Origin of the sequence: Novosphingobium sp. BW1, from assembly GCF_008107685.1 — a bacterium.
Classification (GTDB): Bacteria; Pseudomonadota; Alphaproteobacteria; order Sphingomonadales; family Sphingomonadaceae; genus Novosphingobium.
Genome location: NZ_VIRF01000048.1, coordinates 23,871 through 47,633, shown reverse-complemented (window position 1 = coordinate 47,633; position 23,763 = coordinate 23,871). Strand labels below are relative to the sequence as shown.

The 23,763-nt window shown below is 64.8% G+C and carries 24 protein-coding genes and 1 tRNA gene; 8 read left to right on the top strand and 17 right to left on the bottom strand.

The window, feature by feature from the left end:
- Nucleotides 1-292 precede the first annotated feature (292 nt).
- Nucleotides 293-643, top strand: coding sequence for a helix-turn-helix domain-containing protein (locus tag FMM79_RS04375; RefSeq protein ID WP_205466474.1), 351 nt, complete (start codon nt 293-295; stop codon nt 641-643).
- Nucleotides 643-1,875: a type II toxin-antitoxin system HipA family toxin gene (locus FMM79_RS04370; protein ID WP_148626329.1), complete on the top strand. Its 1,233-nt coding sequence runs from the start codon at nt 643-645 to the stop codon at nt 1,873-1,875. Before FMM79_RS04375 ends, FMM79_RS04370 begins: the two co-directional genes overlap by 1 nt.
- A gap of 69 nt (nt 1,876-1,944) precedes the next feature.
- On the opposite strand, the gene FMM79_RS04365 is transcribed toward FMM79_RS04370, so the two are convergent.
- Both FMM79_RS04365 and FMM79_RS04360 read right to left on the bottom strand, forming a co-directional pair.
- Complete coding sequence (locus FMM79_RS04365) at nt 1,945-3,132, bottom strand: integrase arm-type DNA-binding domain-containing protein (RefSeq protein WP_148626337.1); 1,188 nt, start codon at nt 3,130-3,132, stop codon at nt 1,945-1,947.
- 145 nt (nt 3,133-3,277) lie between these two features.
- Nucleotides 3,278-3,367: transfer RNA gene (locus FMM79_RS04360), tRNA-Ser, on the bottom strand.
- Between the two features lie 154 nt (nt 3,368-3,521).
- Between FMM79_RS04360 and hspQ the strand changes: the two genes are divergently transcribed.
- Nucleotides 3,522-3,902, top strand: coding sequence for a heat shock protein HspQ (hspQ, locus tag FMM79_RS04355; RefSeq protein WP_148626328.1), 381 nt, complete (start codon nt 3,522-3,524; stop codon nt 3,900-3,902).
- A gap of 135 nt (nt 3,903-4,037) precedes the next feature.
- On the opposite strand, the gene FMM79_RS04350 is transcribed toward hspQ, so the two are convergent.
- Nucleotides 4,038-6,305 carry a bifunctional diguanylate cyclase/phosphodiesterase gene (locus FMM79_RS04350; RefSeq protein WP_240338972.1) on the bottom strand — a complete coding sequence of 756 codons (2,268 nt, stop codon included), beginning with the start codon at nt 6,303-6,305 and terminating at the stop codon, nt 4,038-4,040.
- Between the two features lie 106 nt (nt 6,306-6,411).
- Nucleotides 6,412-7,290, bottom strand: coding sequence for an ABC transporter permease (locus tag FMM79_RS04345; RefSeq protein ID WP_148626327.1), 879 nt, complete (start codon nt 7,288-7,290; stop codon nt 6,412-6,414).
- Nucleotides 7,291-7,387: 97 nt separating this feature from the next.
- Between FMM79_RS04345 and FMM79_RS04340 the strand changes: the two genes are divergently transcribed.
- The 3 genes from FMM79_RS04340 to FMM79_RS04330 all read left to right on the top strand — a co-directional run bounded on the left by FMM79_RS04340 (nt 7,388) and on the right by FMM79_RS04330 (nt 10,332).
- A complete protein-coding gene (locus tag FMM79_RS04340; RefSeq protein ID WP_148626326.1) occupies nt 7,388-8,095 on the top strand; it encodes a GcrA family cell cycle regulator in 708 nt (235 codons plus the stop codon).
- 111 nt (nt 8,096-8,206) lie between these two features.
- Nucleotides 8,207-8,962, top strand: coding sequence for a peptidylprolyl isomerase (locus tag FMM79_RS04335; protein WP_148626325.1), 756 nt, complete (start codon nt 8,207-8,209; stop codon nt 8,960-8,962).
- A 164-nt stretch (nt 8,963-9,126) separates the two neighbouring features.
- Nucleotides 9,127-10,332, top strand: coding sequence for a diguanylate cyclase (locus FMM79_RS04330; RefSeq protein WP_148626324.1), 1,206 nt, complete (start codon nt 9,127-9,129; stop codon nt 10,330-10,332).
- On the opposite strand, the gene FMM79_RS04325 is transcribed toward FMM79_RS04330, so the two are convergent.
- Both FMM79_RS04325 and FMM79_RS04320 read right to left on the bottom strand, forming a co-directional pair.
- Nucleotides 10,329-11,021 carry a site-2 protease family protein gene (locus FMM79_RS04325; protein ID WP_148626323.1) on the bottom strand — a complete coding sequence of 231 codons (693 nt, stop codon included), beginning with the start codon at nt 11,019-11,021 and terminating at the stop codon, nt 10,329-10,331. The genes FMM79_RS04330 and FMM79_RS04325 overlap by 4 nt on opposite strands.
- A 63-nt stretch (nt 11,022-11,084) precedes the next feature.
- On the bottom strand, nt 11,085-11,675 hold the full coding sequence (locus tag FMM79_RS04320) for a thymidine kinase (RefSeq protein ID WP_148626322.1): 591 nt from the start codon (nt 11,673-11,675) through the stop codon (nt 11,085-11,087).
- Between the two features lie 156 nt (nt 11,676-11,831).
- Here FMM79_RS04320 and FMM79_RS04315 point away from each other — a divergent pair, with 156 nt between their 5' ends.
- Nucleotides 11,832-13,457, top strand: coding sequence for a DUF1963 domain-containing protein (locus FMM79_RS04315; RefSeq protein ID WP_148626321.1), 1,626 nt, complete (start codon nt 11,832-11,834; stop codon nt 13,455-13,457).
- An 88-nt stretch (nt 13,458-13,545) separates the two neighbouring features.
- Here FMM79_RS04315 and rbfA read toward each other — a convergent pair whose 3' ends face one another.
- The gene (gene rbfA, locus FMM79_RS04310; protein WP_148626320.1) at nt 13,546-13,962 is read right to left on the bottom strand and encodes a 30S ribosome-binding factor RbfA; all 417 of its coding nucleotides are present in this window, start codon (nt 13,960-13,962) and stop codon (nt 13,546-13,548) included.
- 110 nt (nt 13,963-14,072) lie between these two features.
- Between rbfA and FMM79_RS04305 the strand changes: the two genes are divergently transcribed.
- Nucleotides 14,073-14,432, top strand: a complete 360-nt coding sequence (locus tag FMM79_RS04305) for an RcnB family protein (protein WP_148626319.1) — start codon at nt 14,073-14,075, stop codon at nt 14,430-14,432.
- A 61-nt stretch (nt 14,433-14,493) separates the two neighbouring features.
- On the opposite strand, the gene FMM79_RS04300 is transcribed toward FMM79_RS04305, so the two are convergent.
- From FMM79_RS04300 to FMM79_RS04260, 10 genes are all read right to left on the bottom strand, one after another.
- Complete coding sequence (locus FMM79_RS04300; RefSeq protein WP_240338971.1) at nt 14,494-14,655, bottom strand: YqaE/Pmp3 family membrane protein; 162 nt, start codon at nt 14,653-14,655, stop codon at nt 14,494-14,496.
- Nucleotides 14,656-14,762: 107 nt separating this feature from the next.
- The gene (locus tag FMM79_RS04295; RefSeq protein ID WP_148626318.1) at nt 14,763-15,296 is read right to left on the bottom strand and encodes a DUF1697 domain-containing protein; all 534 of its coding nucleotides are present in this window, start codon (nt 15,294-15,296) and stop codon (nt 14,763-14,765) included.
- Nucleotides 15,297-15,526: 230 nt separating this feature from the next.
- A complete protein-coding gene (gene infB / locus FMM79_RS04290; RefSeq protein ID WP_148626317.1) occupies nt 15,527-18,358 on the bottom strand; it encodes a translation initiation factor IF-2 in 2,832 nt (943 codons plus the stop codon).
- Nucleotides 18,359-18,382: 24 nt separating this feature from the next.
- Nucleotides 18,383-19,174: a DUF448 domain-containing protein gene (locus tag FMM79_RS04285; RefSeq protein WP_148626316.1), complete on the bottom strand. Its 792-nt coding sequence runs from the start codon at nt 19,172-19,174 to the stop codon at nt 18,383-18,385.
- Nucleotides 19,155-20,837 (bottom strand): transcription termination factor NusA, encoded by a 1,683-nt coding sequence (gene nusA, locus FMM79_RS04280; RefSeq protein ID WP_148626315.1) that lies wholly within the window; start codon nt 20,835-20,837, stop codon nt 19,155-19,157. Before nusA ends, FMM79_RS04285 begins: the two co-directional genes overlap by 20 nt.
- Nucleotides 20,838-20,840: 3 nt before the next feature.
- Nucleotides 20,841-21,413 (bottom strand): ribosome maturation protein RimP, encoded by a 573-nt coding sequence (gene rimP / locus FMM79_RS04275; RefSeq protein WP_148626314.1) that lies wholly within the window; start codon nt 21,411-21,413, stop codon nt 20,841-20,843.
- Between the two features lie 403 nt (nt 21,414-21,816).
- A complete protein-coding gene (locus FMM79_RS21380) occupies nt 21,817-22,215 on the bottom strand; it encodes a JAB domain-containing protein (protein WP_162528441.1) in 399 nt (132 codons plus the stop codon).
- Between the two features lie 11 nt (nt 22,216-22,226).
- Entirely contained in the window at nt 22,227-22,703 is a 477-nt protein-coding gene (locus FMM79_RS21375) for a hypothetical protein (protein ID WP_162528440.1), read from the bottom strand.
- 20 nt (nt 22,704-22,723) lie between these two features.
- Entirely contained in the window at nt 22,724-23,077 is a 354-nt protein-coding gene (locus FMM79_RS04265) for a hypothetical protein (protein ID WP_205466472.1), read from the bottom strand.
- 111 nt (nt 23,078-23,188) lie between these two features.
- Nucleotides 23,189-23,725 carry a sigma factor-like helix-turn-helix DNA-binding protein gene (locus FMM79_RS04260; protein ID WP_240338970.1) on the bottom strand — a complete coding sequence of 179 codons (537 nt, stop codon included), beginning with the start codon at nt 23,723-23,725 and terminating at the stop codon, nt 23,189-23,191.
- Nucleotides 23,726-23,763 lie beyond the last annotated feature (38 nt).

Genomic DNA, 23,763 nt, shown 5'->3' with positions numbered 1-23,763 from the left:
CCTGCTAGAGCCGATCGGAAACATTCCTCCGGTCGAAGCCGAGCAGCGCTACTACGCCATGCTGGACGACGTTCCATTGGCTGCATAATTTAAGACGAATGGCCTCCGGCAATCCCGGCGCGGTTCAGTGATCTGTTTTCGCAAATCCCTTTGGAGCGGTGCGATGGCGCATCGCCAAGCGAGGCCGCACCTCCCTTGCGCGGTTACTTAATGCATCATATATGACGTTATAACTGATTTTTGTCGTCATATTTGGATGCATGCGATGGGATCCCCAAAAGCAAAGCAAGCCTTGGAACGCCTCGGCAATGATATTCGCGCCGCCCGGTTGCGGCGCGGGGTTGCCGTGGCCGATCTGGCGGTACGAGCAGGTACATCGCCCAGTTCCATCAGCAGGCTTGAGAAAGGTGATAGCGGCGTCGCGATAGGCACGCTCGCCGAGGTTCTGGTCGCGCTTGGGCTGATCGAGCGGCTTACCGACCTGATAGACGTGCGCAAGGATGACCTCGGGCTGGCATTGGCGATCGAGCACGGTCCACGCCGAGGACGCACTTTCGCCGCCCGTCTGAAATCGCAAAAGGCACAATCCAGGAAAGGCGAAGGCCAACAGGATATCATCGACCCTGATGGGGCGGCCTTCTGATGACCGACTTCAGTGCCCGTGTCGCGCTCGGGGAAAGCCTGATTCCGGTCGGGCAACTCCGCTTCACCCATGCCGGCCCGCGCCAATTCTCGACGTTCAGCTATGACCCGGCATGGATCGAAAATCCGCGCGCCTTTGCCATCGAGCCGGATTTCACCCTAGAGGCCGGGCCTTTTCACCGATCAGGGCAGTCCGCCAACACGCGCGACGCATTGGCAGGCGTGTTTGCCGACGCTGCGCCCGATAGCTGGGGACGACGGTTGCTTGAACGTGCTTACGGCAATGGCCTCAGTGAGTTCGAGTATCTTACGCTGTCTGATGACACCTGCCGTCAGGGAGCCATGCGTTTTCTCGATGAAGCTGGTCAGGTCATCCGCGGCAACGCAGAGGATTCTGTCCCTCGCCTCGTCGATCTGGAAGCAATCACGGCGATCGCGCGCACCTACGAACAGGGCAAGGAAGTATCCGCCGAAGCGATGCAAGCACTCGCAGGCGCGGGTGGCTCGGGCGGAGCCCGCCCCAAAGCCAACGTCAGGGATGGCGACGACCTGTGGCTGGCAAAATTCACTTCGGTTCACGACCAGCAACCGATCGAACGGGTAGAAGTGGCAACGCTACGCCTTGCTGCTGCCTGCGGCATCCGTACGCCCGCGACGCGTCTCGAGTTGGCTGATACGCCGTTTCCTGTCGCCCTGATCCAGCGGTTCGACCGCAGAGGCGTGAACCGAATTCCCTATATTTCAGCCCGCACGGCGCTCGGCAAAAGCGGCACGGAACTGGGCTCCTATACCGAGATCGTCGATTCCATCCGGCAATACTCGGCCCAGCCCAAAGAAGATTTTCGCGAACTCTACCGGCGCCTCACGTTCACGATCCTTGTGTCCAACAAGGACGACCACCTGAAGAACCACGGCTTCCTGTATGTCGGCGGCGGGCAATGGCGCTTGTCGCCGGTGTTCGACGTCAATCCTGCACCCGACCGCAACCCGCACCTGGAAACGGCAATCCTGGAAGGCGGCGCGCATGATCGCTCAATGGCGCTTGCGCTGGAAGCCTGCGAGTTCTTCGAAATCGGGGAGCAGGAAGCCCGCGACACCATTCAGGGGCTGGCACAGACAGTGTCCTGCTCATGGCGCAACGCGCTTCGAGAGGTCGGCGTGTCCGGACCTCTGGCAAGATCATATGAGCCAGCGTTCGTTCACGACGAGATGGAACTAGCACTGAACCTGTAATTCATATTTGATGAGTTAAATAGAATAAACCATCACATATGACGGCATTAGGAAGCCCAGAGCCGAGGATCATTGCGAGCTTTCTGAAACACCTTTCCCATCTGCCTTAGGGTTCGATCCTCCGCAAAAAGCATCCCAGTCGCCCATCATCGCCCGGCGCTTTTCCAGCAGATTGCCTCGGCGATAGGCCGCCTCGGTCTTGCTCTTCACGACGTGAGCAAGCGCTGCCTCCGCGACATCGCCAGGATGCTGGGTTTCCTCGCTGACCCAGTCGCGGAATGAGGAGCGAAAGCCGTGCGCGGTGTAGGGCTCACGCATCTCGCGAAGCAGTTTAGTAAGGGTCATGTCGGACAGCGGGGACTTCGGCCGGGCCCCGGGAAATACCAAGGTAGCCGCCCCCAGCCGCAATTCCTCGCATCGCCGCAGAATTTTCAAGGCGCCCTCGCCCAACGGTACCACATGCTCGCGCTGGGCCTTCATCCGATCCTTGGGGATGGTCCAGAGCTTGGCTTCGAGATCGATCTCATCCCAAGTCGCCTCGCGCACCTCTCCAGAACGTCCGGCCGTCAGGATCGCAAACTGGAGCGCAAGGCGGCTGAACGATTCGCGCTCACGCAGACGCCGCAGGAAAGTCGGCACTTTATCGTAAGGCATGGCAGCGAAATGCCCGTCCTTCTTGGGCTGGCGGGGAAGCCCCTTCGTGATCGCGCGCATAGGCGCCTCAGTTTCGCGATAGCCCGAGGCGTAGGCCCAATCGAGAACCGCCCCGATCCGCTGGCGAACCCGCCGCGCCGTCTCGGGTTTCGAGAGCCAGATTTCAGAAAGAAGGTTTCGGATCATCGGGCCCGTGATCTCGCTCACCTGGCGGTCGCCGATATGAGGGAAGACATAGGCCTCGAGCGTGCTCGACCATTGCCCGGCATGCTTCGCATTGCGCCAAGTCTTGCTGTGGGCGGCAATGACCTTGGCTGCTGCCTCGCGGAACGTTGGAATGCCCTGGGCCTTGCGCCGCTCGAAGATGGGGTCGAGCCCCATCTCTACCCAACTGCGGATTTCCCTCGCCTTGTCCCTGGCGGTGGCGAGCGAAACTTTCGCAGCACTGCCGAGACCGAAGTCTCGTCGCATCCCGTACTTCTGGACCCGGCATATCCAGTTCTTGGAGCCGGTGGGATGCACCACGAGGTACAACCCTTCGCCGTCGCCCATTCGACCGGGCCGCGTGGCAGCCTTCACACTCGTTGCGGACAGCTTTCCCATGACCAAAACCTTCCCACATTTTATCCCACATGACCAATCGGACACCGATGGATCGGGCTGGATGCGGCAGGACGCGAATCACTTGGTAAGCCTTGGAATTCCTTGGCTTTCTATGGATCGCTCTGGATGTGTCTGGAAGAGTAAGTGGCGGAGAGGGTGGGATTCGAACCCACGGTACGGTTGCCCGTACACCGCATTTCGAGTGCGGCGCATTCGACCTCTCTGCCACCTCTCCGCTCGAAGTGCCATCTGCAGGATATGCCTGCGAGGTCAGTAAGAAGCGCGCCACTAATCCAACTTTGGGAGCTTGCCAAGCCCCTAAACGACAAACGGGGAAACATTTTTTCAGCTTGCTTGTCCGCCCCCCTCGTGGGGCCTATATTGCACACATGAACAGAGCGTCCTTTTTCTCGCCTCAGGCCGGACGCGTGATCGATGCGCCGCGCCAGATGCGTGCCCGTTTTGCCATCGGCGACATCGTGCGCCACCGCGATCACGACTTCCGCGGCGTCGTCTTCGACATCGACCCTGTCTTCGCCAACAGCGAGGAATGGTACGAGTCGATCCCGGTCGAAATCCGTCCCCGCCGCGAGCAGCCCTTCTACCACCTCCTGGCCGAGGCCGACGATTCGAGCTATGTTGCCTACGTCAGCCAGCAGAACCTGATGGCCGACGACGAAGGCGGTCCTGTCGACCACCCCTCGCTCGCGCAGATCTTCGAAGACTACCGCAACGGCCGCTACCAGCTTCGCCGCAGCCTCGCGCATTAGAGCGGTTTCCGATCCGATTGCATCGGCTCAATTGCTCTACATCATTGGCTTGACGCATTTTCTGAGCCAGAAGATGATCCCATCTGCCTCGAAAATGCTTTAAGCGCGGCGCATCACGGCCCCCTCGCCCCGCCCTCAGATAGCCCAGCCGTCACTTCCGGCCCATTGCAGCGCCTGGCCCTCTCCGGCCCGGTTTTCCACCAGGAGGACGGACAGGCTTGCCCTACAGATCGGATGTGAAAGCAGGAAGCCCTGCAGCTCATGACATCCCAAATCGCGCAGGAACGCCAGCTGCATCGGGGTTTCCACGCCTTCTGCGGTAACGGCCATGCCGTGCACCCGCGCCACGCTGACGATGGCCTCCACCAACCCTGCCCCCTGCGGGGTTGAGATGGCTGCGACAAAGGACTTGTCGACCTTGATGCGGTCGACCGCCATGTCACGGATGTGGCTGAGCGAGGAATAGCCCGTTCCGAAATCGTCGAGGGCACAGGCCACCTCCAGCTCGCGCAGGGCCGCGATCGTGCGGCGCACATCGCGTGAGGACGCCATCAGCGCGGTCTCGGTCATCTCCAGTTCCAGACGCTGTGGGGAGACCCCGGTCTCCTCGAGCAGGTCCCAGACACGGGCCACGAAATCGACACACCGCATCTGCGAGGGTGAGATGTTGACGCTGACGCGCACGTCGGGCCAGGCTCGCGCGTCCTCGAGCGCACGACGTAGGACGAAGTTGCCCAGCGCCTCGATCAGCCCCGATTCCTCGGCCTGCGGGATGAAGGTCCCCGGGCCAATTAAACCGCGCTCGGGATGCTCCCAGCGCAACAAGGCCTCAACCGCCAGAATTGCGCCGGTTCGCGCGCAGTACATGGGCTGGTAATGGACGTGCAACTGCGCCGGGTCTTCGTGAACGGCATAGCGCAGCGCCTGCATCAACTCTTCGCGCGCACGGATGTCCGCATCCATCGCCGGAGTGAAGAACAGGTACCGCCCGCGCCCCTCGGCCTTGGCCGTGGTGAGTGCGATGTCGACCCGGCGGGTCAGCTCAGTCCGCTCGCGGCTGTCATCGGGGGCGAGGGCGACACCAATGCTGCCGCCGATATAGGCGCGTGCACCGGACAGGTCGAAGGGCCGGGCCAGTTGCTCGACAATGCGCGTGCAAATCCCCGCGACGGCCCCGCGGTCCTCGGGGTCGCAGATGGCAATGGCGAACTCGTCCCCCGCCATGCGCGCGACCATGTCGTAGTCGCGCACCTCGGCGCGCAGGCGCGCGGCGACCTGCCGGATCAGTTCGTCACCCGCCGGATGGCCCAGCGTGTCGTTGATCAGCTTGAAGCGATCGAGGTCGATGCACAGCAGCGCCAAGTGCCCCGTCCCGTCCGGCCCCTGCTCGCAGCGCTCCAGCGTCTCATCGAGCCAGGCCTCGAACATCATGCGGTTAGCCAGTCCCGTCAGCGGATCGTGGAGAGCCTGGTAGTTCGCTTCGCTGCGGCTGACTGCCAGGTCGCGGGTCCGCCGGGTCAGGCGATTCGCAAGGATAAAAACCACCGAGGCGACAAGCACCACCAACAGCATCGAAACGGGGCCGAGCGCGGAAACAACCTGCTGGCCCGGCGCGAAGGCCCGCCAGACGAGATAGCCCATGACCTGCCTGGACCGATCGCGCAGCGGCGCGGAAGCCTCGCGCGGTCCGGTCCGGGGACCGGACTGGTAGCGCATATCGGTCAGCCCGAAGTGCTCTGCCAGACGCTCGAAAAAGGGGCCGTCGAGATAGGCGACCCCCACTACCATCGGAACCGCGCCCACGCGTTCGCCATCGGACGCCCGGCCCGCCAGAACCGGCTTTACCGAGAGGATGGCGGGGCGGCCGCGCAGGAAACGCAGATCCGCCACCACCGGCGTGCGCGTGCTCGAACCATCGTTCTGAGTGCGGTTGCGGATAGTGGCCGCGCGCATCTGCTCTGCCAGCGGGGCGGCGTATTGCTCGATCCCGATATAGCTACGCGCAGCGACCCGCGTGTTGCCCCGAATCGCATAGAGCGGCGCGCCTTCAGGGGACAGGAGATAGGTCTCGGCGAGTCCCGCGTAATCGGTGAACCAGCGCTCCGCGAAAACGTCGAGCCATTCGAGGTCCGGTTCGCCTCTGGACAACTGGCCCAGCAGCGCGCGGGAGGACGCGCCGACCTCGAGCCCATGGCTCATCTGCTCGACACTTTGCGCGACCACGGTCTTCGCGGTCGCCTGATCCCGCTCGCGCGCGATCCGGTCGACCTGGCCGCCCGACCATTGGAGCAGCGCAACCAGCAGCGTGCCCAGAACCATGATGGCAAGAGCCAGCGACAAGGCAAAGACCGAACCGCTTCGGCCCGAGCCTGCCCCTGAGGGATGGGCACGCCGTTCCTTCACGGGCACCAGTCTGCCCCCGCAAGGGATGCAACTTGGTTAATATCGCAAGCCAACTTCTGCCTTCCCCAACAAATCCTCGCGTGTGGCAGATTCGGCATGAACTAAACTATCCCTTGAGCTTCCAGCCCGAGCGCAGGATCAAATAGACCACAACGGCCAGAACGGCATCGACAAACGTCATGCCCAGCGCGCTGTGCAGCACGTCCATGTTGGTATCGCCAATGTCGCTTTCGCCCAGGAACCCGAAGCGGAAGCCCGAGATCACGTAGAAGAAAGGATTGATGCGGCTGATGACCTGGAAGGCAGGCGCCAGGTTGTCGATGACGTAGAACGTACCCGAAAGCAGCGAGAGAGGGGCAATGACAAAGTTTGTCACCGCCGCGTTATGATCGAACTTTTCCGCCCAGATCGAGGACAGGAGGCCCAGCAGCGCCAGGAACACGGCCCCGATGAGGCCGAACCACACGACCGCCCAGGGGTGCGCCATCGAGAGGTCGACACCGGGCCAGAGCAGCATCGCGATCGACAGCGCCAGACCCACCATCACCGCACGGGTGACCGCAGCGCCCACCATCGCGGCCATCAGCTCGGCTTCGCTCAGGGGCGGCATGAGGTAATCGATGATCGTGCCCTGGATCTTGCCCGCTAGGAACGAGAAGCTGGAATTGGCGAACGAGTTCTGCATCATGCCCATCACGATCAGGCCCGGCGCCACGAAGGTCGCGAAGTTCACGCCCAGCACCATGCGGTCGCCGCGGCCCATCGCCAGCGAGAAGATCACCAGGAACAGGAGCGTGGTCACCGCAGGCGCCCAGATCGTCTGCGTCTGGACCTTGAAGAAACGGCGCACCTCCTTCATATAGAGGGTTCCGAGCCCGACCCAGTTCACCGTGTGGATGATGGGCTCGCCCTTGGCCGGGAAATGGCGGGGCTCAACGGGCCTCTCGGCACTGTGGAGTTCGGTCGAATTCGTTTGATCGTCCATGCCCCGGCGACTATCGGCTGTCGTTTGGCATGGCAAGCGCCACCTTTTGAATTTCGGACAACCCGCGCGCGGTTGCCCTGTGAGGAACGGAACAGGAATGAGCTGGACGGACGAGCGCATCGAGAAGCTGACCAAGATGTGGGAAGGCGGGGCCACCGCCAGTCAGATCGCGGAAGAACTCGGGGGCGTCAGCCGCAATGCGGTCATCGGCAAGGCCCACCGCCTGGGCCTGAAGGCGCGTCCTTCCCCGGTGAAGGCCAACGAGAAGCCTGCACGCGCGCCCGCGCCCAAGAAGACAAAACCGGCGAGCGAGGCACCGCCTGCGCCAGCGGCCCCGGCCGCGCCCAGCGAAGCGCGTCCCGCGCCCACAGCTCCGCCGCGCGCGCCTGCCACAGCTCGGACGCAGGCCCCTGCCCCCGCATCCGAGCCGGAACCCGAGAAGGCGTCCGACACGCCCGCTTCAGGCAAACCGCGAATCGTCTCGGTCGGCCCCGGCGGCTTCCTCCGCCAGGGCCCTGGCGACCAGCAGCCGCCCATCCCGCCGGCACCGCCGCGTCGCCTCGTGCCCGCCAAGCCGAGCCCCGAGATCGCGGACAAGACCAGCCTACTCGACCTCAACGACCGCATCTGCCGCTGGCCGATGGGGCACCCGGGCGAGGCGGACTTCCACTTTTGCGGTGACAAGGTCAATCCAGGCTTCCCGTATTGCGTTGAGCATTGCGGGCGGGCCTACCAAGCGCAGCTGCCGCGCGGTTCGCGCCGTCCTCCGCCGCCGCTGCCCTTCGGCGGTCCGCGCGTGCGCTGAGGCACGCGCCCGCCACTTTTGAAAAAACTCCGGATCCGGCCCCGCTGCTCCCGAGCATCGGGCCGGGCCCGAAACCCAGCCAGCGAGATCACTGTCACAGGGAGTTCGACCATGGGCCGCCTGACCTTCTGCGCCAGCCTTGCCGCCGCATTGGCTCTCGCGCCTGCGGGCCTTGCCGCCCAGGAAACCGCTCCTGCGCCCAGCGCGACGCCGCCTGTGGCGCGAGCCCCGGCCGAGCCCGCACCCGCACCGGTCGAATACGCCTACGTCGCGCTCAAGACCGCCCTGGGTACGATCACGCTCGCGCTCGACACCACTCATGCCCCCAAAACCTCGGCCAATTTTCTCAAGTACGTCGATGCGAAGAACCTCGATGGCGCGCTGTTTTACCGCGCCATGCACCTGCCTTACGATGAGGGCAAGGACCAGGGCCTGCTCCAGGGCGGCGTGCGCAACGCCGCCAAGCTGCTGGACCCCGTCGCGCACGAGAGCACCAACGAAACCGGCATCAAGCATACCGCCGGGACAATTTCGATGGCGCGCTTCGCGCCCGGCACGGCCACGGCCGACTTCATGATCATGCTCTCGGACATGCCTGCCCTCGACGCCGAGAAGGGGAACACCGGCGAGGACCCAGGCGCAGGCTTCGCCGCGTTCGGCCACGTTGCTGCGGGTATGGATGTGGTCAAAGCGATCTGGTCGCAGCCGCGTTCGGCCACCAAGGGCGAAGGCGTCATGAAGGGCGACATCCTGGAGAACGAGGTGCCTATCCTGAGCGCCCGGCGTACCTCCGCCCCGCCCAAAGCGGCTGCCGAAACGTCCGCGTCTCCCGCCGCCGAAGCGGAACCGTCCACTCCGACCAGCTGACCTGAACCCGCGTGGGAAACTACGGCGCCGACGCAGGGGAAATCCCTGCGCCCGCGCGCAACCGAGGCGAAACCGTGCCCGGCTAGTCTGCCCTCTCCCCGGAGGCGATCCCACAAAGGCCCGCCAATGGACTGGAGCAACACAGCTATCGGTCAGCCTCGCCCATGAACGCGCACGATCCCGGCACCTCCCGAAGCCCCGGCTGGGCCCGCTGGCTGGGCCTCGGCACCGCGCGCGAAGACGAGCCTCCTCCCCCACCCGAGCAGACCATGGACACACCGCAGGGACCTGCGGAAAGTCCTGCCGACAAGCGCCGGCGCCATGTGCTGGAGGACATCACCCGCTTCCTTATAGGGCACCGATTGCCGGTCAGCCCCCACACGCTCACCATCGCGCATGATGTCGTGACCGGCGCCAACCCCGCGCTGGTGCGCCTGGTAGGAGAACACGTGACGAGCGGCGCGCCGCTCACCGTCGAATGGCTCGAGGAGGCCGTGCGCTGCGACGAAGAGGACAGCGGCGCACGCCAGATCCACGCCCTGGTCCGCAAGCTTGAGGGCGCCATTGCCCAGTTCGGATGTACCGCCACCGCCGCGCGTTCGGCCACCACCAGCTATAACGAGACCCTGGCCGAACAGGTCGATGCCCTTGGTGGCATCATGCCCTGCCAGGAGGCCAGCAGCGCCATCGAGGCGCTCACCAGCGTTGCGCGCGAGATGCTGCGCCGCACGCGCGACATGGAGCGCGAGATCACCCGCTCCGAGCGCGAGACAGAAGCCCTCCAGCGCAGCCTCGAAGATGCCCGCCGCGACGCCGAGATTGACCACCTCACCGGCCTTCCCAACCGCCGCGCCTTCGAGGCCGTATTCGAGGACGAACTGACTCAGGCCAGGGACAAGAACGAACCGCTGTGCGTTGCCTTCTGTGACATCGACCGCTTCAAGCGCGTCAACGATACCCACGGCCACGAGGCCGGGGACCGCGTGCTGTGCACCGTCGCCCAGGCGCTGGCCCAACTGTCCAACGACAAGTGCCATGTCGCACGGCATGGGGGCGAGGAATTCGTGGTGCTCCTGCGTGGATTGAACCTTGCGGCGGCCTGCACGATCCTCGATGAGGCACGCGAGACGATAGCCACACGCCGCCTCGTCAACCGAGCCACCAACACCCCCTTCGGACGCATCAGCTTTTCCGCCGGGGTCGCCGATGTCCATGCGTACCCCAACCGCAAGAGCGCATTGCGCGCGGCCGACGAAGCGCTGTTCCGTGCCAAGCTTGCCGGGCGCAACCGGGTGATTGCCGCAGGACAGGACGAATGGAATGGCTTTCGCGTCATTGCGCCTGACCCTGCAGCGGGGACCGCCGCCTAACCGGTCAGGCCCGCCACCACCTGCGCGAGCGTGAAGAACTGCTCCATCACCCACAGGAACGGCGGGACGACCACGCGCTCGATAATGTTCCAGTCAGGAAAGATATAGGGTACGCCTAGCAGGAGCAGGAACATGAGCCCCAGTCCGAAGGGCCGCGCCCGGGCATAGACGCGCGCGGCGGGCGGGGGCAGCAGGCCCTCGACGATGTGCGAGCCATCGAAGGGCGGCACCGGCAGCAGATTGAAGAGCGCGAGGAAGACGTTGAACTGGATGAACAGCGTCAGGCTGAACGCGGCGAACTCGCTCACGCCGCCACCCTCTTCGGGCAGGAAACGGGCCAGAAGACCAAACAGCACTGCCGAGATCGCGGCCAGCACCAGGTTGCTCCCCGGGCCTGCCGCGGCCACCAGCATCATGTCGCGGCGCGGATGATTCAGGCGGCGCTTGTTCACAGGGACAGGCCGTGCCCACCCGAATACCGGCGCGTGGACCAGCGCCAGGAAACCGGGCACCAGCAGGGTCCCCACTGGATCGACATGGCGTAGCGGGTTCAGCGTCAGGCGCCCGGCCGCGTGCGCCGTCGGATCACCGAGCAGGCGTGCCACCGCGCCGTGCGAAACTTCGTGAAAGACGATGGCAAGGATCAGTGGCAGAGGTATCGCCGCCATCTGCAAAGCTGTAAGTTGCATGTTCCCATCCTTAGCCCGCCCCCCATGGCGGGGGGCTGAACGCCCACCCGAAAGCGCGCGTAATCAATGACCCAGCGCCTCGCTGAAATGCTTGCGGCACAAGGCCACGTAGCGCTCGTTGCCGCCGATCTCGGTCTGCGCGCCTTCGCTCACCGCGCCACCGGTGGCATCGACCCGCAGGTTCATCGAGGCCTTGCGCCCGCAATGACACACCCCCTTGAGCTCCACCAGCGTGTCCGCGATACCCAGAAGCACCGCCGAGCCCGCAAAGAGCGCGCCCTGGAAGTCGGTGCGCAGGCCGTAGCACAGCACCGGGATATTAGCCTTGTCGGCCAGGTGCGCGCATTGCCAGACCTGCTCCACCGTCAGGAACTGCGCCTCGTCGATGAGGACGCAGGAGAGCGGTTCGGCCGCATGGGCGGCGCTCACCCGCGCGTAGAGATCGGTCTCGGGCGCAAAGCGGTGCGCGCTGGCATGAAGGCCAATCCGGCTCTCGATCGCGTAGGCATCGTCGAACTTACCCGAGCGGTTGTCGAGCTCGGCGGTCCACAGCATCGTGCGCATTCCGCGTTCGTTGTAATTGAAGTTCGCCTGGAGCAGGTTCGCTGACTTCCCAGCGTTCATGCTGGCGTAGTAAAAGTAGAGCTTGGCCATCGCTGCTGGGGATAACAGGGCCCGCGCCGCTGTCTACGGGCTTGCCCTGCGTTCTCCCCGGCAGGAAGGCTTAACGCCAAGTTGCACCGGGCGCGCGCGTCCGCAAGTCGGCCTGCGCGGCCGTCGACAGAGCACAGCACGGCAGTGGAGCACGCCATGAAACGAATGATCGCCGCCTTCGTCCTGATGGGACTGGCGATAGCGGTCGCGATCTACATCGCGATGGCCCCGGTCGCCTCGCCCACGGCAGATGGCCCGCTCAACAGCTTCCTCACAGGGCTCGACGGCCTGGTCGACGGCATCGAGGCCGCAGTCGGGCGCAGCACCGGCGCCCTCATCGCGATCGGGATCGGACTCGCGCTCTCGCTCGTCCTGGCGCTGATCCCCACGCGCACGCACTACGAGGAAGAGGGCGAGCCCTTCTTCAGCCCGTCCGACGACCTCGATCTCGACCATTACCCCCAGGCCCCCGGCGCGCAGGACCTGATCGAGGACGAACAGGACGATGACGAGCCTGTCGAAGCGCCCGCGCCCGCTCCCCGGCCAGAGCCCGCCGCCGGAACCGCGCACGAGGCACAGCCCGCGCCGGTACCCGCCAAGCCTGTACTGGCAGAGCCCACGCTCGCTCCCTTCACCGCCAGCCCGCTCACTCTGGTGCGCAAGGCGCGTGAGCCAGGCCGCGACTGGTTCGGCGACAGCAGCTGGTTCGGCGGCCTCCCGCGCCTTGGCGATACGCCTTGGCCGCGCGACCTTTCCGGCATCGCCCTGCCCTTCCTCGCCCAGATCGACCTGGCCGACATCGCCGCGTGCAGCCCGGAAGGCTCGCTGCCCAGCACGGGCTCGCTGGCGGTGTTCCTCGGCGATGGCGGCGTCGTACCCCTTGCCGCCGACGTCACCGCCGACTTCACCGATCCCCCGCAGGACCTGCCGCCCGCCTTCGAGGAAGGTGCGGCCATGCCCTTCCCGCAGCGCACCTCGCGCCTTACCCGCTGGCTCTTTCCCTACTGGCCCATCGAGGTCCACGCCGGAAACGCCATCGGGACCGCGTTCGAACGTGACCACCCGTTCTACGCGGTGGGCGTGGGCGAGCCGGTCGAGACCCTGTGGTGGCATTCGGTCCAGCACTTCGCCGACCGCCTGCGCGAGGGTCTTGAACAGGCCGACGCGCCGATCGCGGCGCACCGCGCGAACCTGCTCCAGGCCCGCGAAGAACTAAAGCGGATCGAGAACCATCCCGACACCGACCCTTACGAGCTGGAAGACGCGCGCGAGGACATCGAAGGCCTGGAAGCCGACCTCGCCCGGATCGAGGAGCAACGCGGCTCGCTACCCGACATGCTGGCCGCGCTCGAAAGCTTCACTGAGGGCCGCGCGCTCTGGAGTGTGTTGAGCGAACAGGAGCTCGAGATTGTGCGCGACCTCCTGCCCGAAGCGCACGAGCGCTATGGCGAACTGATCGGCCAGACCATTCCCGGCTCGCTCGGGGAAATGGCGACCGTCTCGCTGCGCGCGGCAATTTCCGGGCCGCCCGAAGCGGTCGCGGCGATTCCCGAAACCATGCTCTCGCGCCTCAACACAGAGTACCGCCTCCCCGCCGAAGGCACCCACCGCCTGTTTGTCCCCGCCGACGACAGCGACGAGATCGTGCTCGCCGACCTCGCCTGGGACGACATGATTGAATGGTGCTGGCCCGAGGAAGCCCGCTTCCAGATCCGCATCGCGCCCGAGGACGCCGCGCAGGGCAATTGGGAGCGCGCCCGCGCGCTCTTTGTGCCCAGCTGATCAGGCCAGGCATTCCAGCCCCGCACACGAAAAGAGGCCCGGACACAGCGTCCGGGCCTCTTTTCGGTAGTGCAAGGCGATCGCGCGATCAGTCTTCGTCACCGTCCTTTTCCTCGTCGTCGAGGTCGCGCTGGACGCGCGGGTCGTTCAGAAGCGCATCAATCCGGCTCGCCTCTTCAAAAGTCTCGTCGGCCCGAAAGCGGATCTTGGCCGCAAACCTAAGCTTGAGCCGCTGAGCCACCTCCTTCTGGAAATAGGCCGTGTTCGTGCGCAGCGCCTTGAGCACCGCCTCCTCGTCCTCGCCGAGCAGGGGCTTCACATAGACGGTCGCCTGCCTGAGGTCGGGGGTCATGCGCACCTCGGTGACCGATACCGAATGTCCACTCAGCGTGGCATCGTGCACCTGCTGGCGGGTGAGGATCTCGGAAATGACGTGGCGCACCTGCTCGCCCACCTTGAGCAGGCGGACCGAGTGCTGTTCGGGTGTGATTTGCTGTCGAGCCATGGTTGTCCTCCATGTGGGCCGAACACGACAATTTGCAACAATTGATTACGCCACATTCGGATCCTAGCGGGGTTAAGGAGGTATAGGCATTCACATGAAGGACCAATAAAATGAACAAACTTGTCGCAACCCTCCTCGGCGTCGCACTGTCATTCCCTCTCGCCACCGCCCCGGCCATAGCTGCGCCCGGGCATGAGAGCACCCGGTCCGTCGAGATGCCGGGCAAGGCCAAGTACATGAAGAAGGCCGGTGCAAAGAATGCGCCCGCCAAGAGCTATACGACCTTTCGCAAGGGCGACCGGTTCGAACAGGCGCGGGCGCGCAACTACCAGAGTGTCGATTACAGGCGCTTTCGCAAGCTTCCCGCCCCAAAACGCGGGTACCGCTATGTCCGCGCGGGCAACGATGTCCTGCTGATCGGCACCAGCAGCCACAAGGTATTCCGGGTCTACGGCGGCCTCTACCGCTAAGGCAGGCCTTTCGCCTGAAAGGCCGGAACGGATGGCGGCGGGCCCACCGCCGCCATTCCCCTCAACGCATGTAGTTGACGTAGATACCGTGCATCAGCCCGGGCAGGAACAGGATCACGGTAAGGATCAGGTTGATGAGGAAGGTCTTGCCCACACCGTGCTTCAGAGCCACGCCCACCGGCGGCAGAAGAACGGTCGCGAGCAGGGTAATAAATGCCATCATCGGGAAATCTCCTTTGCAGGGACAACCCGGCGATCCGTAACTCGTTCCGCATGTGCGAAAAGGGGTCCGGCACATACCACCCTGCCCCGCTGATCCGGCCTGCCGGCCTACATCTTGGCGAGGATGCGTCCCAGCGAACGGGCATTGCGCGCGGTTGTCGGGCACCCTAGGCGCCGCTCGATAAAGGCTGGCGTCAGACGGCTCTGACCCACGCCGTGGACGTAATCGACGAAGAGACAGCGCGTGCCCAGAGCCAGCTTTTCCTCGCCCCGCCCCTTATAGGCGGCCAGGAGCGCCTCGAAGTTCTCCTGAGGGGGCTGTGACTGCAGGAAATGGGTATGGACCTGTGCGTCCTCGCCAAAGCCCACGAAGGGGTTGGCCTCCAACGCCGCGCGCACCTCGTCCTTGGTACGGATCGCGACGAAGCTGTCGATGTCGAAGCGCTCCGCCATGATGAACGCGAAGAGCTCCTCCAGTCCCTCGGTCGGGCGGTCCTCGTAATCGAACAGGACGTTGCCGCTGGCGATCACGGTCTCGACATTGCCGATCTCCTCGCGGCGCAGCGCGTGGCGCAGTTCCTCCATCGTCAGGCGGTTGCCGCCCACGTTGAGCGAACTGAAGAAGGCGCAGTAGCGGGGCATCAGTAGAGAACTCCGAACAAGGCCACGCCGCGCAGACAAGCGAGCGCAGAAAAACACCCGCAGCCTAGCTGTTCCAGTACCTGGGATACAGCCGCATCGGCAAAGCCACCGGCCAGTTTTCCCCCAATCCCCCTTTTACCTCGCCCCAAACGGCGACGGCCCGCGCCGGACATGGTGTCCGACGCGGGCCGCAGCTGTCTGTGTCACTTGCACGAGACGCACGGAGCTTATCAGCCCAGCGTACGCTCGCGATGGCTGACCTCGAAGACTTCAAGCTGGTCGCCCGCACGAATGTCGTTCGTGTCGGCCAGAACCACACCGCACTCGAGGCCGGTGCGCACTTCGTCCACGTCGTCCTTGAAGCGACGCAGCGAGGCGATGGTCGTTGCCGAAACGATGACGTCGTTGCGGGTAAGACGGGCGTGGAGACCCTTGCGGATCGCGCCCTCGACGACGAGGAGACCGGCTGCCTTGTCCTTTTTGCCGGCCGGGAAGACCTGCTTGACCTCGGCGCGGCCGACGACGGTTTCGATCTTCTCGGGGCCCCAGATGCCGGCCATCTGCTTGGCGACTTCTTCGGTGAGCTCGTAGATGACGTCGTAGTACATCATCGCGGTCTTGCTCTTCTCGATCTGCTCGCGCGCCTTGGCGTTCGGGCGGACGTTGAAGCCGATGATCGGCGCGCCCGAAGCGGAGGCCAGCGAGACGTCGGTCTCGGTGATGGCGCCCACGCCCGAGTGCAGGATGCGCACCTTGATCTCGTCGTTCGAGAGATTGTGGAGCGCGGCTGCGATCGCTTCCACCGAGCCCTGCACGTCGGCCTTGATGACGACAGGGTACTCGATGACGTCCTGCTTGGCCTTGAGCGCGGAGAACATCGTGTCGAGCGAGGCCGGCGCCGTGGCGGTGCGCTTGGCAGTTGCCTGCTCCTGGCGCCACGAGGAGACCTCGCGGGCACGCTGTTCACTCTCGACCACGGTCAGCACGTCGCCAGCCATCGGAACGCCGCCAAGACCCAGCACCTCGATCGGCATCGAGGGACCGGCTTCCTTGACCTGCTTACCCTTGTCGTCGTTCATGGCACGCACTCGACCGCTCTCGGTACCAACGACGAAGATGTCGCCGCGCTTGAGCGTACCGCGATTGACGAGAACAGTGGCGACCGGACCCTTGCCCTTGTCGAGCTTGGCTTCGATCACGGTGCCCACCGCGTTACGGTCCGGGTTGGCCTTGAGTTCCATGAACTCGGCCTGGAGCAGCAGCTTCTCAATCAGTTCATCGAGGCCCTTGCCGGTCTTGGCCGAAACTTCGACGTCCTGCACATCGCCCGACATGGCCTCGACGATAACCTCGTGCTCGAGCAGACGCTCGCGCACCTTCTGGGCATTCGCCTCTTCCTTGTCGCACTTGTTGATCGCGACGATCATGGGAACGCCCGCGGCCTTGGTGTGATTAATGGCCTCGATCGTCTGCGGCATGATGCCGTCATCCGCCGCCACAACCAGGATGACGATGTCGGTGACGTTGGCACCGCGCATACGCATCTGGGTAAAAGCCGCGTGACCCGGGGTGTCGAGGAAGGTGATCTTGTCCCCGCCCTTGGTCTTGATCTGGTAGGCACCCATGTGCTGCGTGATGCCGCCAGCTTCGCCGCGCACCACGTCGGTACCGCGAAGGGCATCGAGCAGCGAGGTCTTGCCGTGGTCGACATGGCCCATGATGGTCACGACCGGCGCACGCGGCTTCAGCGTCTCGGGTGCATCGACATCGCTGTCGACATTGATGTCCACGTCGCTCGAGGAAACGCGCTCGATGTTGTGACCGAATTCCTCGACCAGCAGCTCAGCGGTATCCTGGTCGATCGTCTGGTTGACAGTGACCATCATTCCCATGTTGAACAGCGCCTTCACAAGGTCGGCGCCCTTCTCAGCCATGCGGTTGGCGAGTTCCTGAACGGTGATCGCTTCGGGCACGATGACATCGCGCACCTGCTTCTCACGCGGCTGCGAACGGCCCGAGAACTGCGCACGGCGCTCCTTCTCGCGCGCACGCTTGAGCGCGGCGAGCGAACGGGCACGTGCACCTTCATCGTCATTCAGCGCACGGTTGACGGTGAGCTTGCCCGACTGGCGACGGTCGTTCTTGCGTTCCGCACCGCGCGCGGGAGCGCTGCCCTTCTTGGCGGCGGCGGGCTTGGCACCACCGGCAGCGGCGCCCCCTTCGGGCTTGCGCGCGGGTTCGGGGCGCTTGACCGGGGTGAAGCGGCGCGGACCCGGCGCGGCGGCGCCGTTGCCCGATGCCGGCGTTGCGGCGGCGGGCTTGCTGTCCTGTGCGGGCGCGGCCTTGGCAGCCGCTTCGGCTTCGGCCTTGGCCTGCGCTTCGGCTTCAGCCTTGGCCTTGGCGTCGGCGGCGGCCTTCACCGCAGCTTCTTCCTCGGCGCGGCGGTTGTCTTCGGCGCGGCGCTTCTCTTCCTCGATCGCCTGAAGCTTGGCTTCTTCCTCGCGACGACGGTTTTCCTCCGCCATGCGCAGACGGTCTTCCTCGGCCTCCCGCTGGAGACGCTTGACGCGCTCCTGCGGAGTTTCACCGGGAGGACCCTTGCGCGGCTGGGCAGGCTTGCGCGGGCGGGGTGCCGGCGCGGCCTTGGGCGCAGGCGCTGCCTTCGCGGTAGGTGCCGGAGCGGGCTTGGGGGCCGGGGCCGCCTTTGCCTCGGGTGCCGGAGCAGCCTTCGCCTCAGGAACCGGAGCCGCTTCCGCCTTGGGAGTGGGCTCGGGCGCGGGTGCCGGAGCTTCGGCCTTAGCCTCCGGGGCCGGAGTGGGTGCCGGAATCGGGGTCGGTGCAGGCGCCTCGGCCTTGGGCTCGGGAGCCTTGATCTCAGCCGCCTTGCTTTCGCTCGCGGTGTCCGCGCCCGGCTTGCCAATCACCTTGCGACGCTTGACTTCCACCACGACCTTGTTGGTGCGGCCGTGGCTGAAGGTCTGCTTGACCTCACCGGCTTCCACGGAACGCTTCAGCCCAAGCGGCTTGCGGCCCAGGGTCGGTTTGTTATCGGTCTCGCTCATAATTCTCGTTTTGCCCTTCAAATCTCAATCTGCGTGTGCCCGACCCGTGTCGGGTGTCGTCGTGGGCACAGCGTCTTGGGCCTGCCCCTTGCCATCTATTTCTGCGCCAACGTCTGGTGTCGGCGCCCCGTCTTCGGGCCCGTCATCAGGCCCCTCATCGGGTGGGTCCTGCCCCTGGAATTGCAGGAGGCGCGTCAACAGCGTATCGACCCTTCGGGCCGCACCGTGATCATTCAGCGCCAGGTGCACGACATTGTCGCGGCCCAATGCCACAGACAGTGTGGTCCGGTCCAGTGGCAAGCGCGCGCCTTTCAGACCCGAGCCCTCGGCATCGCGGCCGACGCGCCAGGCTTGGTCCAGTTTGCGCGATCCATCTTCGCGGGCGTCGGCGGCATGGGCAAGCCACGCCACCTTTCCTTCCCGCGCGTTCTGCGCGATCCGGTCCGATCCCATAAGGAGGCGCCCGGACTTCAATTCCAGTCCCAGGCGTTCGGTCAGGGCTTTTTCAAGCCCCTGTGCGATGCGCGCGCCAAGGTCCTCGGGGATCGACAAGGGCGCGCCCTTGTAGGCACGCGCCATCGCTCCCTTTAGTTTGCCCTTCGCGAGTGCATTTTCAAGGGTCTCGCGCGAAACGCCGATCCAAGCCCCGCGCCCGGGGGCACGCGCGTGGATATCGGGAAGGACCAGACCGTCCGGCGAGATCGCCAGACGGATGAAGTCTTCGCGCGCACCTTTCCGGCCGGAGAGGATGCAGGTCCTCTCCGTCCCGGTGCTATCGATGTCGGAGCTTACGCGCTCATTGCGAGGATTCCGCATCGGCGGCCTCCTCGGTTTCGGGCGCAGCGGCCGTGTCGGCCGTGTCCGCTTCGGCTTCGATCTCAGCGTCGGCTTCCACCGGCTCCTCGTCCTCGAACCAGTGCGCGCGCGCAGCCATGATGATCTCGTTGCCCTGCTCTTCGGTCAGGCCGTACTCGCCGAGCACACCGCCCTTGTCCTCGTCGCGGGCGCGGCGATTCACCGAACCGTCGCGGCGACGCTGCTCGGTGCGCTTCTTGGCGATGAGTTCGTCGGTGGCAAGGTCCGCCAGATCGTCGAGCGTCTTGATGCCAGCCTTGCCGAGCACGACCAGCATGCCTTCGGTGAGGTGCGGGAGTTCGGCCAGGCCGTCCTCTACGCCAAGCGCACGGCGCTCCTCGCGGTAGGCATCCTCGCGGCGCTCGAGCGCCTCGTGGGCACGGTTTTGAAGTTCCTCGGCGAGCTCCTCGTCGAGGCCCTCGATCGAGGCCAGCTCGCTCATATCGATATAAGCGACTTCCTCAAGCTCGGTGAAGCCTTCGGCCACCAGCAGTTGCGAAAGCGTCTCGTCGAGATCAAGTTCGTTCTCGAACATGGTCGAGCGCTCGGTGAATTCCTTCTGGCGCTTCTCCGAGGATTCGGCCTCGGTCATGATGTCGATCTGCGAGCCGGTGAGCTGCGAGGCAAGGCGCACGTTCTGGCCGCGGCGGCCAATGGCGAGCGAAAGCTGATCATCGGGCACGACGACCTCAATGCGGCTTTCTTCCTCATCGATGACGACGCGGCTGACGGTCGCGGGCTGGAGCGCGTTGACGACAAAGGTCGCGGTGTCCTCGCTCCAGGGAATGATGTCGATCTTCTCGCCCTGCATTTCCTGGACGACCGCCTGCACGCGGCTGCCCTTCATGCCGACGCAGGCGCCGACGGGGTCGATCGAATGGTCGTGGCTGATCACGCCGATCTTGGCGCGCGAACCCGGGTCACGGGCAGCAGCCTTGATCTCGATGATGCCGTCGTAGATCTCGGGGACTTCCTGCGCGAAGAGCTTCTTCATGAAGTCGGGGTGGGCCCGCGAGAGGAAGATCTGCGGACCGCGGTTCTGGCGCTCAACGCGCAGGACCAGGGCACGCACGCGCTCGCCGACACGGGCGGCTTCGCGCGGGATCTGCTGGTCGCGACGGATGACGCCTTCGGCGCGCCCCAGGTTCACGATCACGTGGCCGAATTCGACGGACTTGATGACACCGGTGATGATCTCGCCCGCGCGGTCCTTGAATTCCTCGTACTGACGATCTCGCTCGGCGTCGCGCACCTTCTGGAAGATGACCTGCTTGGCCGACTGCGCGTCGATGCGGCCAAGATCGACCGGCGGCAGCGGGTCGACGATGAAATCGCCGAGCTTGGCTTCCTTGTCGAGCTTCTGGGCCTGCTTGAGGTCGACCTGCTTAAAGTAGTCGTCGACTTCCTCAACCACTTCGACAACGCGCCACAGGCGCAGGTCGCCGGTGCGCGGATCGAGCTTCGCGCGGATGTCATTCTCGGCGCCGTAGCGGTTGCGCGCCGACTTCTGGATGGCTTCTTCCATTGCCTCGATGACGATCGCCTTGTCGATCATCTTCTCGGAGGCAACGGCATTCGCGATCGCGAGCAGCTCGGCGCGGTTGGCGGAAATCGCACTGGCCATGGCTTAGTCTTCCTGTTCCTCAAGAATGTCGTCCGCACCGTCGGTATCGAACGGGCGGGTGGCTGCGATCAGGCGGTCGGTAAGGACAAGCCTGGCGGAATGGATGTCACCGAGCGGGAAGGAAACCCGGCCCGACTTCTTGTCCTCGATGGTCACGGTTTCAGCGCCCGCCTCACCTTCGATGCCGACGAGGTCGCCATGCAGGGCCTTGCGGTTGCCGTCGACCGGCGCCGTCAGGTTGATGCGCGCCTCATGGCCCGCCCACTTGACGTAGTCCTTGGTGCGGGTCAGCGGACGGTCAATACCCGGCGAGCTGACTTCGAGACGGTAGGCCTCCTCGATCAGCACATCGCCCTCTTCTTCAAGCGCATCCATGCGGTTCGAGATGCGGTGCGACAGCGCCACGCAGTCGTCCAGCACGAGCTGGCCGGTCTCGGGGCGCTCGGCCATGATTTGCAGCGCGATCTCATCGTCGCCGACCTCGCTCTTGCCGAACAGGCGCACGCGCACGAGCTCGAAGCCGAGGGCGGTGACCTCCGGTTCGATGACTTCGGTAAGGCGTGCAAGATCGGTCAAGCAGAACTCCAGCTACAGAATAGAGCGATTCGCCCTGAGGCGAGTCGCGGGAATAAAACGCATCGGGAAACGCGGTTTCGCGCCGGCCCCTGTCCGGCGCCAGCCCGATCCATGTTTCACCAATGTCGGGATGACCGTGCAGATAGGCTCTTTCCCGCAAAGATGCAAGGGTCACGTTCGGGCCAAGGCAGGGCCTGCACCGCGGGGCACCGGGCATACGTGCGCCAAGGGCTGGACAAAAAGGGCGGCGAGATGCCCCGAAAGGCCTCCCGCCGCCACGAAGCGAGACGGACCCGAACCGGCAGAAGCCGATCCAAATGGGCCTGTCATCACTCCCCCATGTGCTCCACGCAGGTGCTGTGCGTCTGAAGTGCAGTCCCTGCGCGAAGATCGCGAATTTTCATCAGGCCGCGCAGCGGCGGCGCGCGATACGTCCTCCCAGCAAGCCACTGGCTCGCATGCTCGTCACCTGCCGGCCGCCCACGACAAGGTGATCGGCAAATTCCAGTTCGAGTGCGCGGCCCAGCGCCTGCAGGCCCTGAGTCGCACGAATATCAGCGGCGCTCGGGCGCGGATCACCCGAAGGGTGGTTGTGGGCGAGCAGGAAACCGGCAGCACCCAGTCGCAAAGCGGGCGCTATCAACGGACGGTAGCGGCCATGCACCGCATTCGCATCCTCACCCCCCAGAAATATGTGGCCGAGCGCATGTCCCTGCATATCGAGATAGGCGATCAGCAGGACCTCGCACGCCAGCGGCCCCATCAGGTCGGCGAGGAGCGGAGGGAAATCCCGGCTCAGCACCCGCACCCGGACTAGCTGGTCGGCCAGCTCTGCCAGGCGATGTCGGTCCCCTCGCGGCGGACACGGCGCATGTGGCACAAAGTGCCGATCAGGAGCGCGATCATGACCACGAAGGTCGGACCATCGCGCATCAGCGCGTAGACAATCGCGGGAATGTCGAGGTCCGCCCAACGGGCGAAGTGCGCGCTCAGGCTCAGCAATTGCAACGCGGCTGCCCATAACGGCCAGACCCTCCTTGCATTGAGCGCGATGATGCCAAAACCCAGCATGCCGACGACGTCGGTCAGGAAGGCCACGGGATCGACCGCGTAATACTGGCTGGGAAGAACGAATTCTCCGACCGACTGGAGCGCCCACATGGCCAGTATGACCATACCGCCCCAGCGTTCCGGCTCGCCCCCCTTCCAGGCCGCCAGTCCGGGACTGACGACCAGAAGCAGGAAGAAAGCAGGCAGGAAGATGCCCGAGAGCATCGCAGGTTCCCCCATTACAGCCGCACCCGTGGGTGTCAGGCGGCGCGCTCCACAGTGACATCGCCTTCCAGATCCTCGCCCGCGGTGCTGGCAAGGCTCCCCTCTTCAGGGCAACCGGCTACCGGAATACCCATGGTTTCGGCAAGCTGCGAAAGGTCGCCGTGGGCGCGCAGCAGTTCGCCGCGGGCGGCCATCAGGTTCTTCTGCATGGCGGCGATGCGCATCATCGGGCGCTGGCCGGCGTGCGCGACTTCGGCCGTGGCGACGCGAGCGCGGGCCATTTCAGCCATGAGATCACCCGAGCGGGCAAGCAGTTCGTCCATGGCATCCTCGAGCGAGGTCACCGAACGGCCGATACGCAGGCTGGCAACTTCAGGGGTCATGGTCATATCGTCGTCTCCGGTCCTATGCCGGGGCCACATGAGAAGGCAGGGCCGCGGCGCGAGCGGCCGACCTGAAGGAGGTCGACCAGGGTCTGGCGAAGACCCCGGCACGAACTTTCAGATAAGGCGTTCCAACGCGTCGGCGACTGCCAGCGAGGTGGCCAGCGTCATCGCCATGACCATCGCAAGAACGAGGATCGCGGCAACGCGGCCAATACGCCCGAACTTCTGGTCCAGGGTCTCCAGGCCCACCGGAGCGGTCACGACAGGCTCGCGCTCTTCCTCCAACCACTCGGGAAACCCCATCACGGGGCGGGCATCGGAGAGAACGAACTGAGGCGTATCCGGCAGGTCCTGTAGCAGACTTTCGACGTCCGCCGCCGGTTCGTCGACACGCGAAAAATCACATGTGGGTTTTCCACATAGGTCGCACAGGCGCGCGTAGAAACGCGCGGTTTCCTTGCGGTTGGAGGTCCCCCACTTGTCGCGCACCCCGGCAATGCGCTGGTCGACCGTGTTGGGCGCGATGCCCAGCTCGCGCGCAATCTCCTTGGTCGTGCGGTGCAGGACCAGCAGATCGAGCACCTCACGCTGCTTGGCGGTCAGGCCGTCCAGCAGCGCCCGGGCGCGGTGTTCATCCATCTCAACAGGCATGGCTCACGTTACAATCGCTCATCTTTGGGGCATGGACT

Excerpts from the sequence above, each read along its gene's own strand:
- FMM79_RS04370 (WP_148626329.1), top strand. The coding sequence starts at position 643 with ATGACCGACTTCAGTGCCCGTGTCGCGCTCGGGGAAAGCCTGATTCCG.
- FMM79_RS04365 (WP_148626337.1), bottom strand. The coding sequence starts at position 3,132 with ATGGGAAAGCTGTCCGCAACGAGTGTGAAGGCTGCCACGCGGCCCGGT.
- hspQ (WP_148626328.1), top strand. The coding sequence starts at position 3,522 with ATGAACAGAGCGTCCTTTTTCTCGCCTCAGGCCGGACGCGTGATCGAT.
- FMM79_RS04345 (WP_148626327.1), bottom strand. The coding sequence starts at position 7,290 with ATGGACGATCAAACGAATTCGACCGAACTCCACAGTGCCGAGAGGCCC.
- FMM79_RS04340 (WP_148626326.1), top strand. The coding sequence starts at position 7,388 with ATGAGCTGGACGGACGAGCGCATCGAGAAGCTGACCAAGATGTGGGAA.
- FMM79_RS04335 (WP_148626325.1), top strand. The coding sequence starts at position 8,207 with ATGGGCCGCCTGACCTTCTGCGCCAGCCTTGCCGCCGCATTGGCTCTC.
- FMM79_RS04330 (WP_148626324.1), top strand. The coding sequence starts at position 9,127 with ATGAACGCGCACGATCCCGGCACCTCCCGAAGCCCCGGCTGGGCCCGC.
- FMM79_RS04325 (WP_148626323.1), bottom strand. The coding sequence starts at position 11,021 with ATGCAACTTACAGCTTTGCAGATGGCGGCGATACCTCTGCCACTGATC.
- FMM79_RS04320 (WP_148626322.1), bottom strand. The coding sequence starts at position 11,675 with ATGGCCAAGCTCTACTTTTACTACGCCAGCATGAACGCTGGGAAGTCA.
- FMM79_RS04315 (WP_148626321.1), top strand. The coding sequence starts at position 11,832 with ATGAAACGAATGATCGCCGCCTTCGTCCTGATGGGACTGGCGATAGCG.
- rbfA (WP_148626320.1), bottom strand. The coding sequence starts at position 13,962 with ATGGCTCGACAGCAAATCACACCCGAACAGCACTCGGTCCGCCTGCTC.
- FMM79_RS04305 (WP_148626319.1), top strand. The coding sequence starts at position 14,073 with ATGAACAAACTTGTCGCAACCCTCCTCGGCGTCGCACTGTCATTCCCT.
- FMM79_RS04300 (WP_240338971.1), bottom strand. The coding sequence starts at position 14,655 with ATGATGGCATTTATTACCCTGCTCGCGACCGTTCTTCTGCCGCCGGTG.
- FMM79_RS04295 (WP_148626318.1), bottom strand. The coding sequence starts at position 15,296 with ATGCCCCGCTACTGCGCCTTCTTCAGTTCGCTCAACGTGGGCGGCAAC.
- infB (WP_148626317.1), bottom strand. The coding sequence starts at position 18,358 with ATGAGCGAGACCGATAACAAACCGACCCTGGGCCGCAAGCCGCTTGGG.
- FMM79_RS04285 (WP_148626316.1), bottom strand. The coding sequence starts at position 19,174 with ATGCGGAATCCTCGCAATGAGCGCGTAAGCTCCGACATCGATAGCACC.
- nusA (WP_148626315.1), bottom strand. The coding sequence starts at position 20,837 with ATGGCCAGTGCGATTTCCGCCAACCGCGCCGAGCTGCTCGCGATCGCG.
- FMM79_RS21375 (WP_162528440.1), bottom strand. The coding sequence starts at position 22,703 with ATGGGGGAACCTGCGATGCTCTCGGGCATCTTCCTGCCTGCTTTCTTC.
- FMM79_RS04265 (WP_205466472.1), bottom strand. The coding sequence starts at position 23,077 with ATGACCATGACCCCTGAAGTTGCCAGCCTGCGTATCGGCCGTTCGGTG.
- FMM79_RS04260 (WP_240338970.1), bottom strand. The coding sequence starts at position 23,725 with ATGCCTGTTGAGATGGATGAACACCGCGCCCGGGCGCTGCTGGACGGC.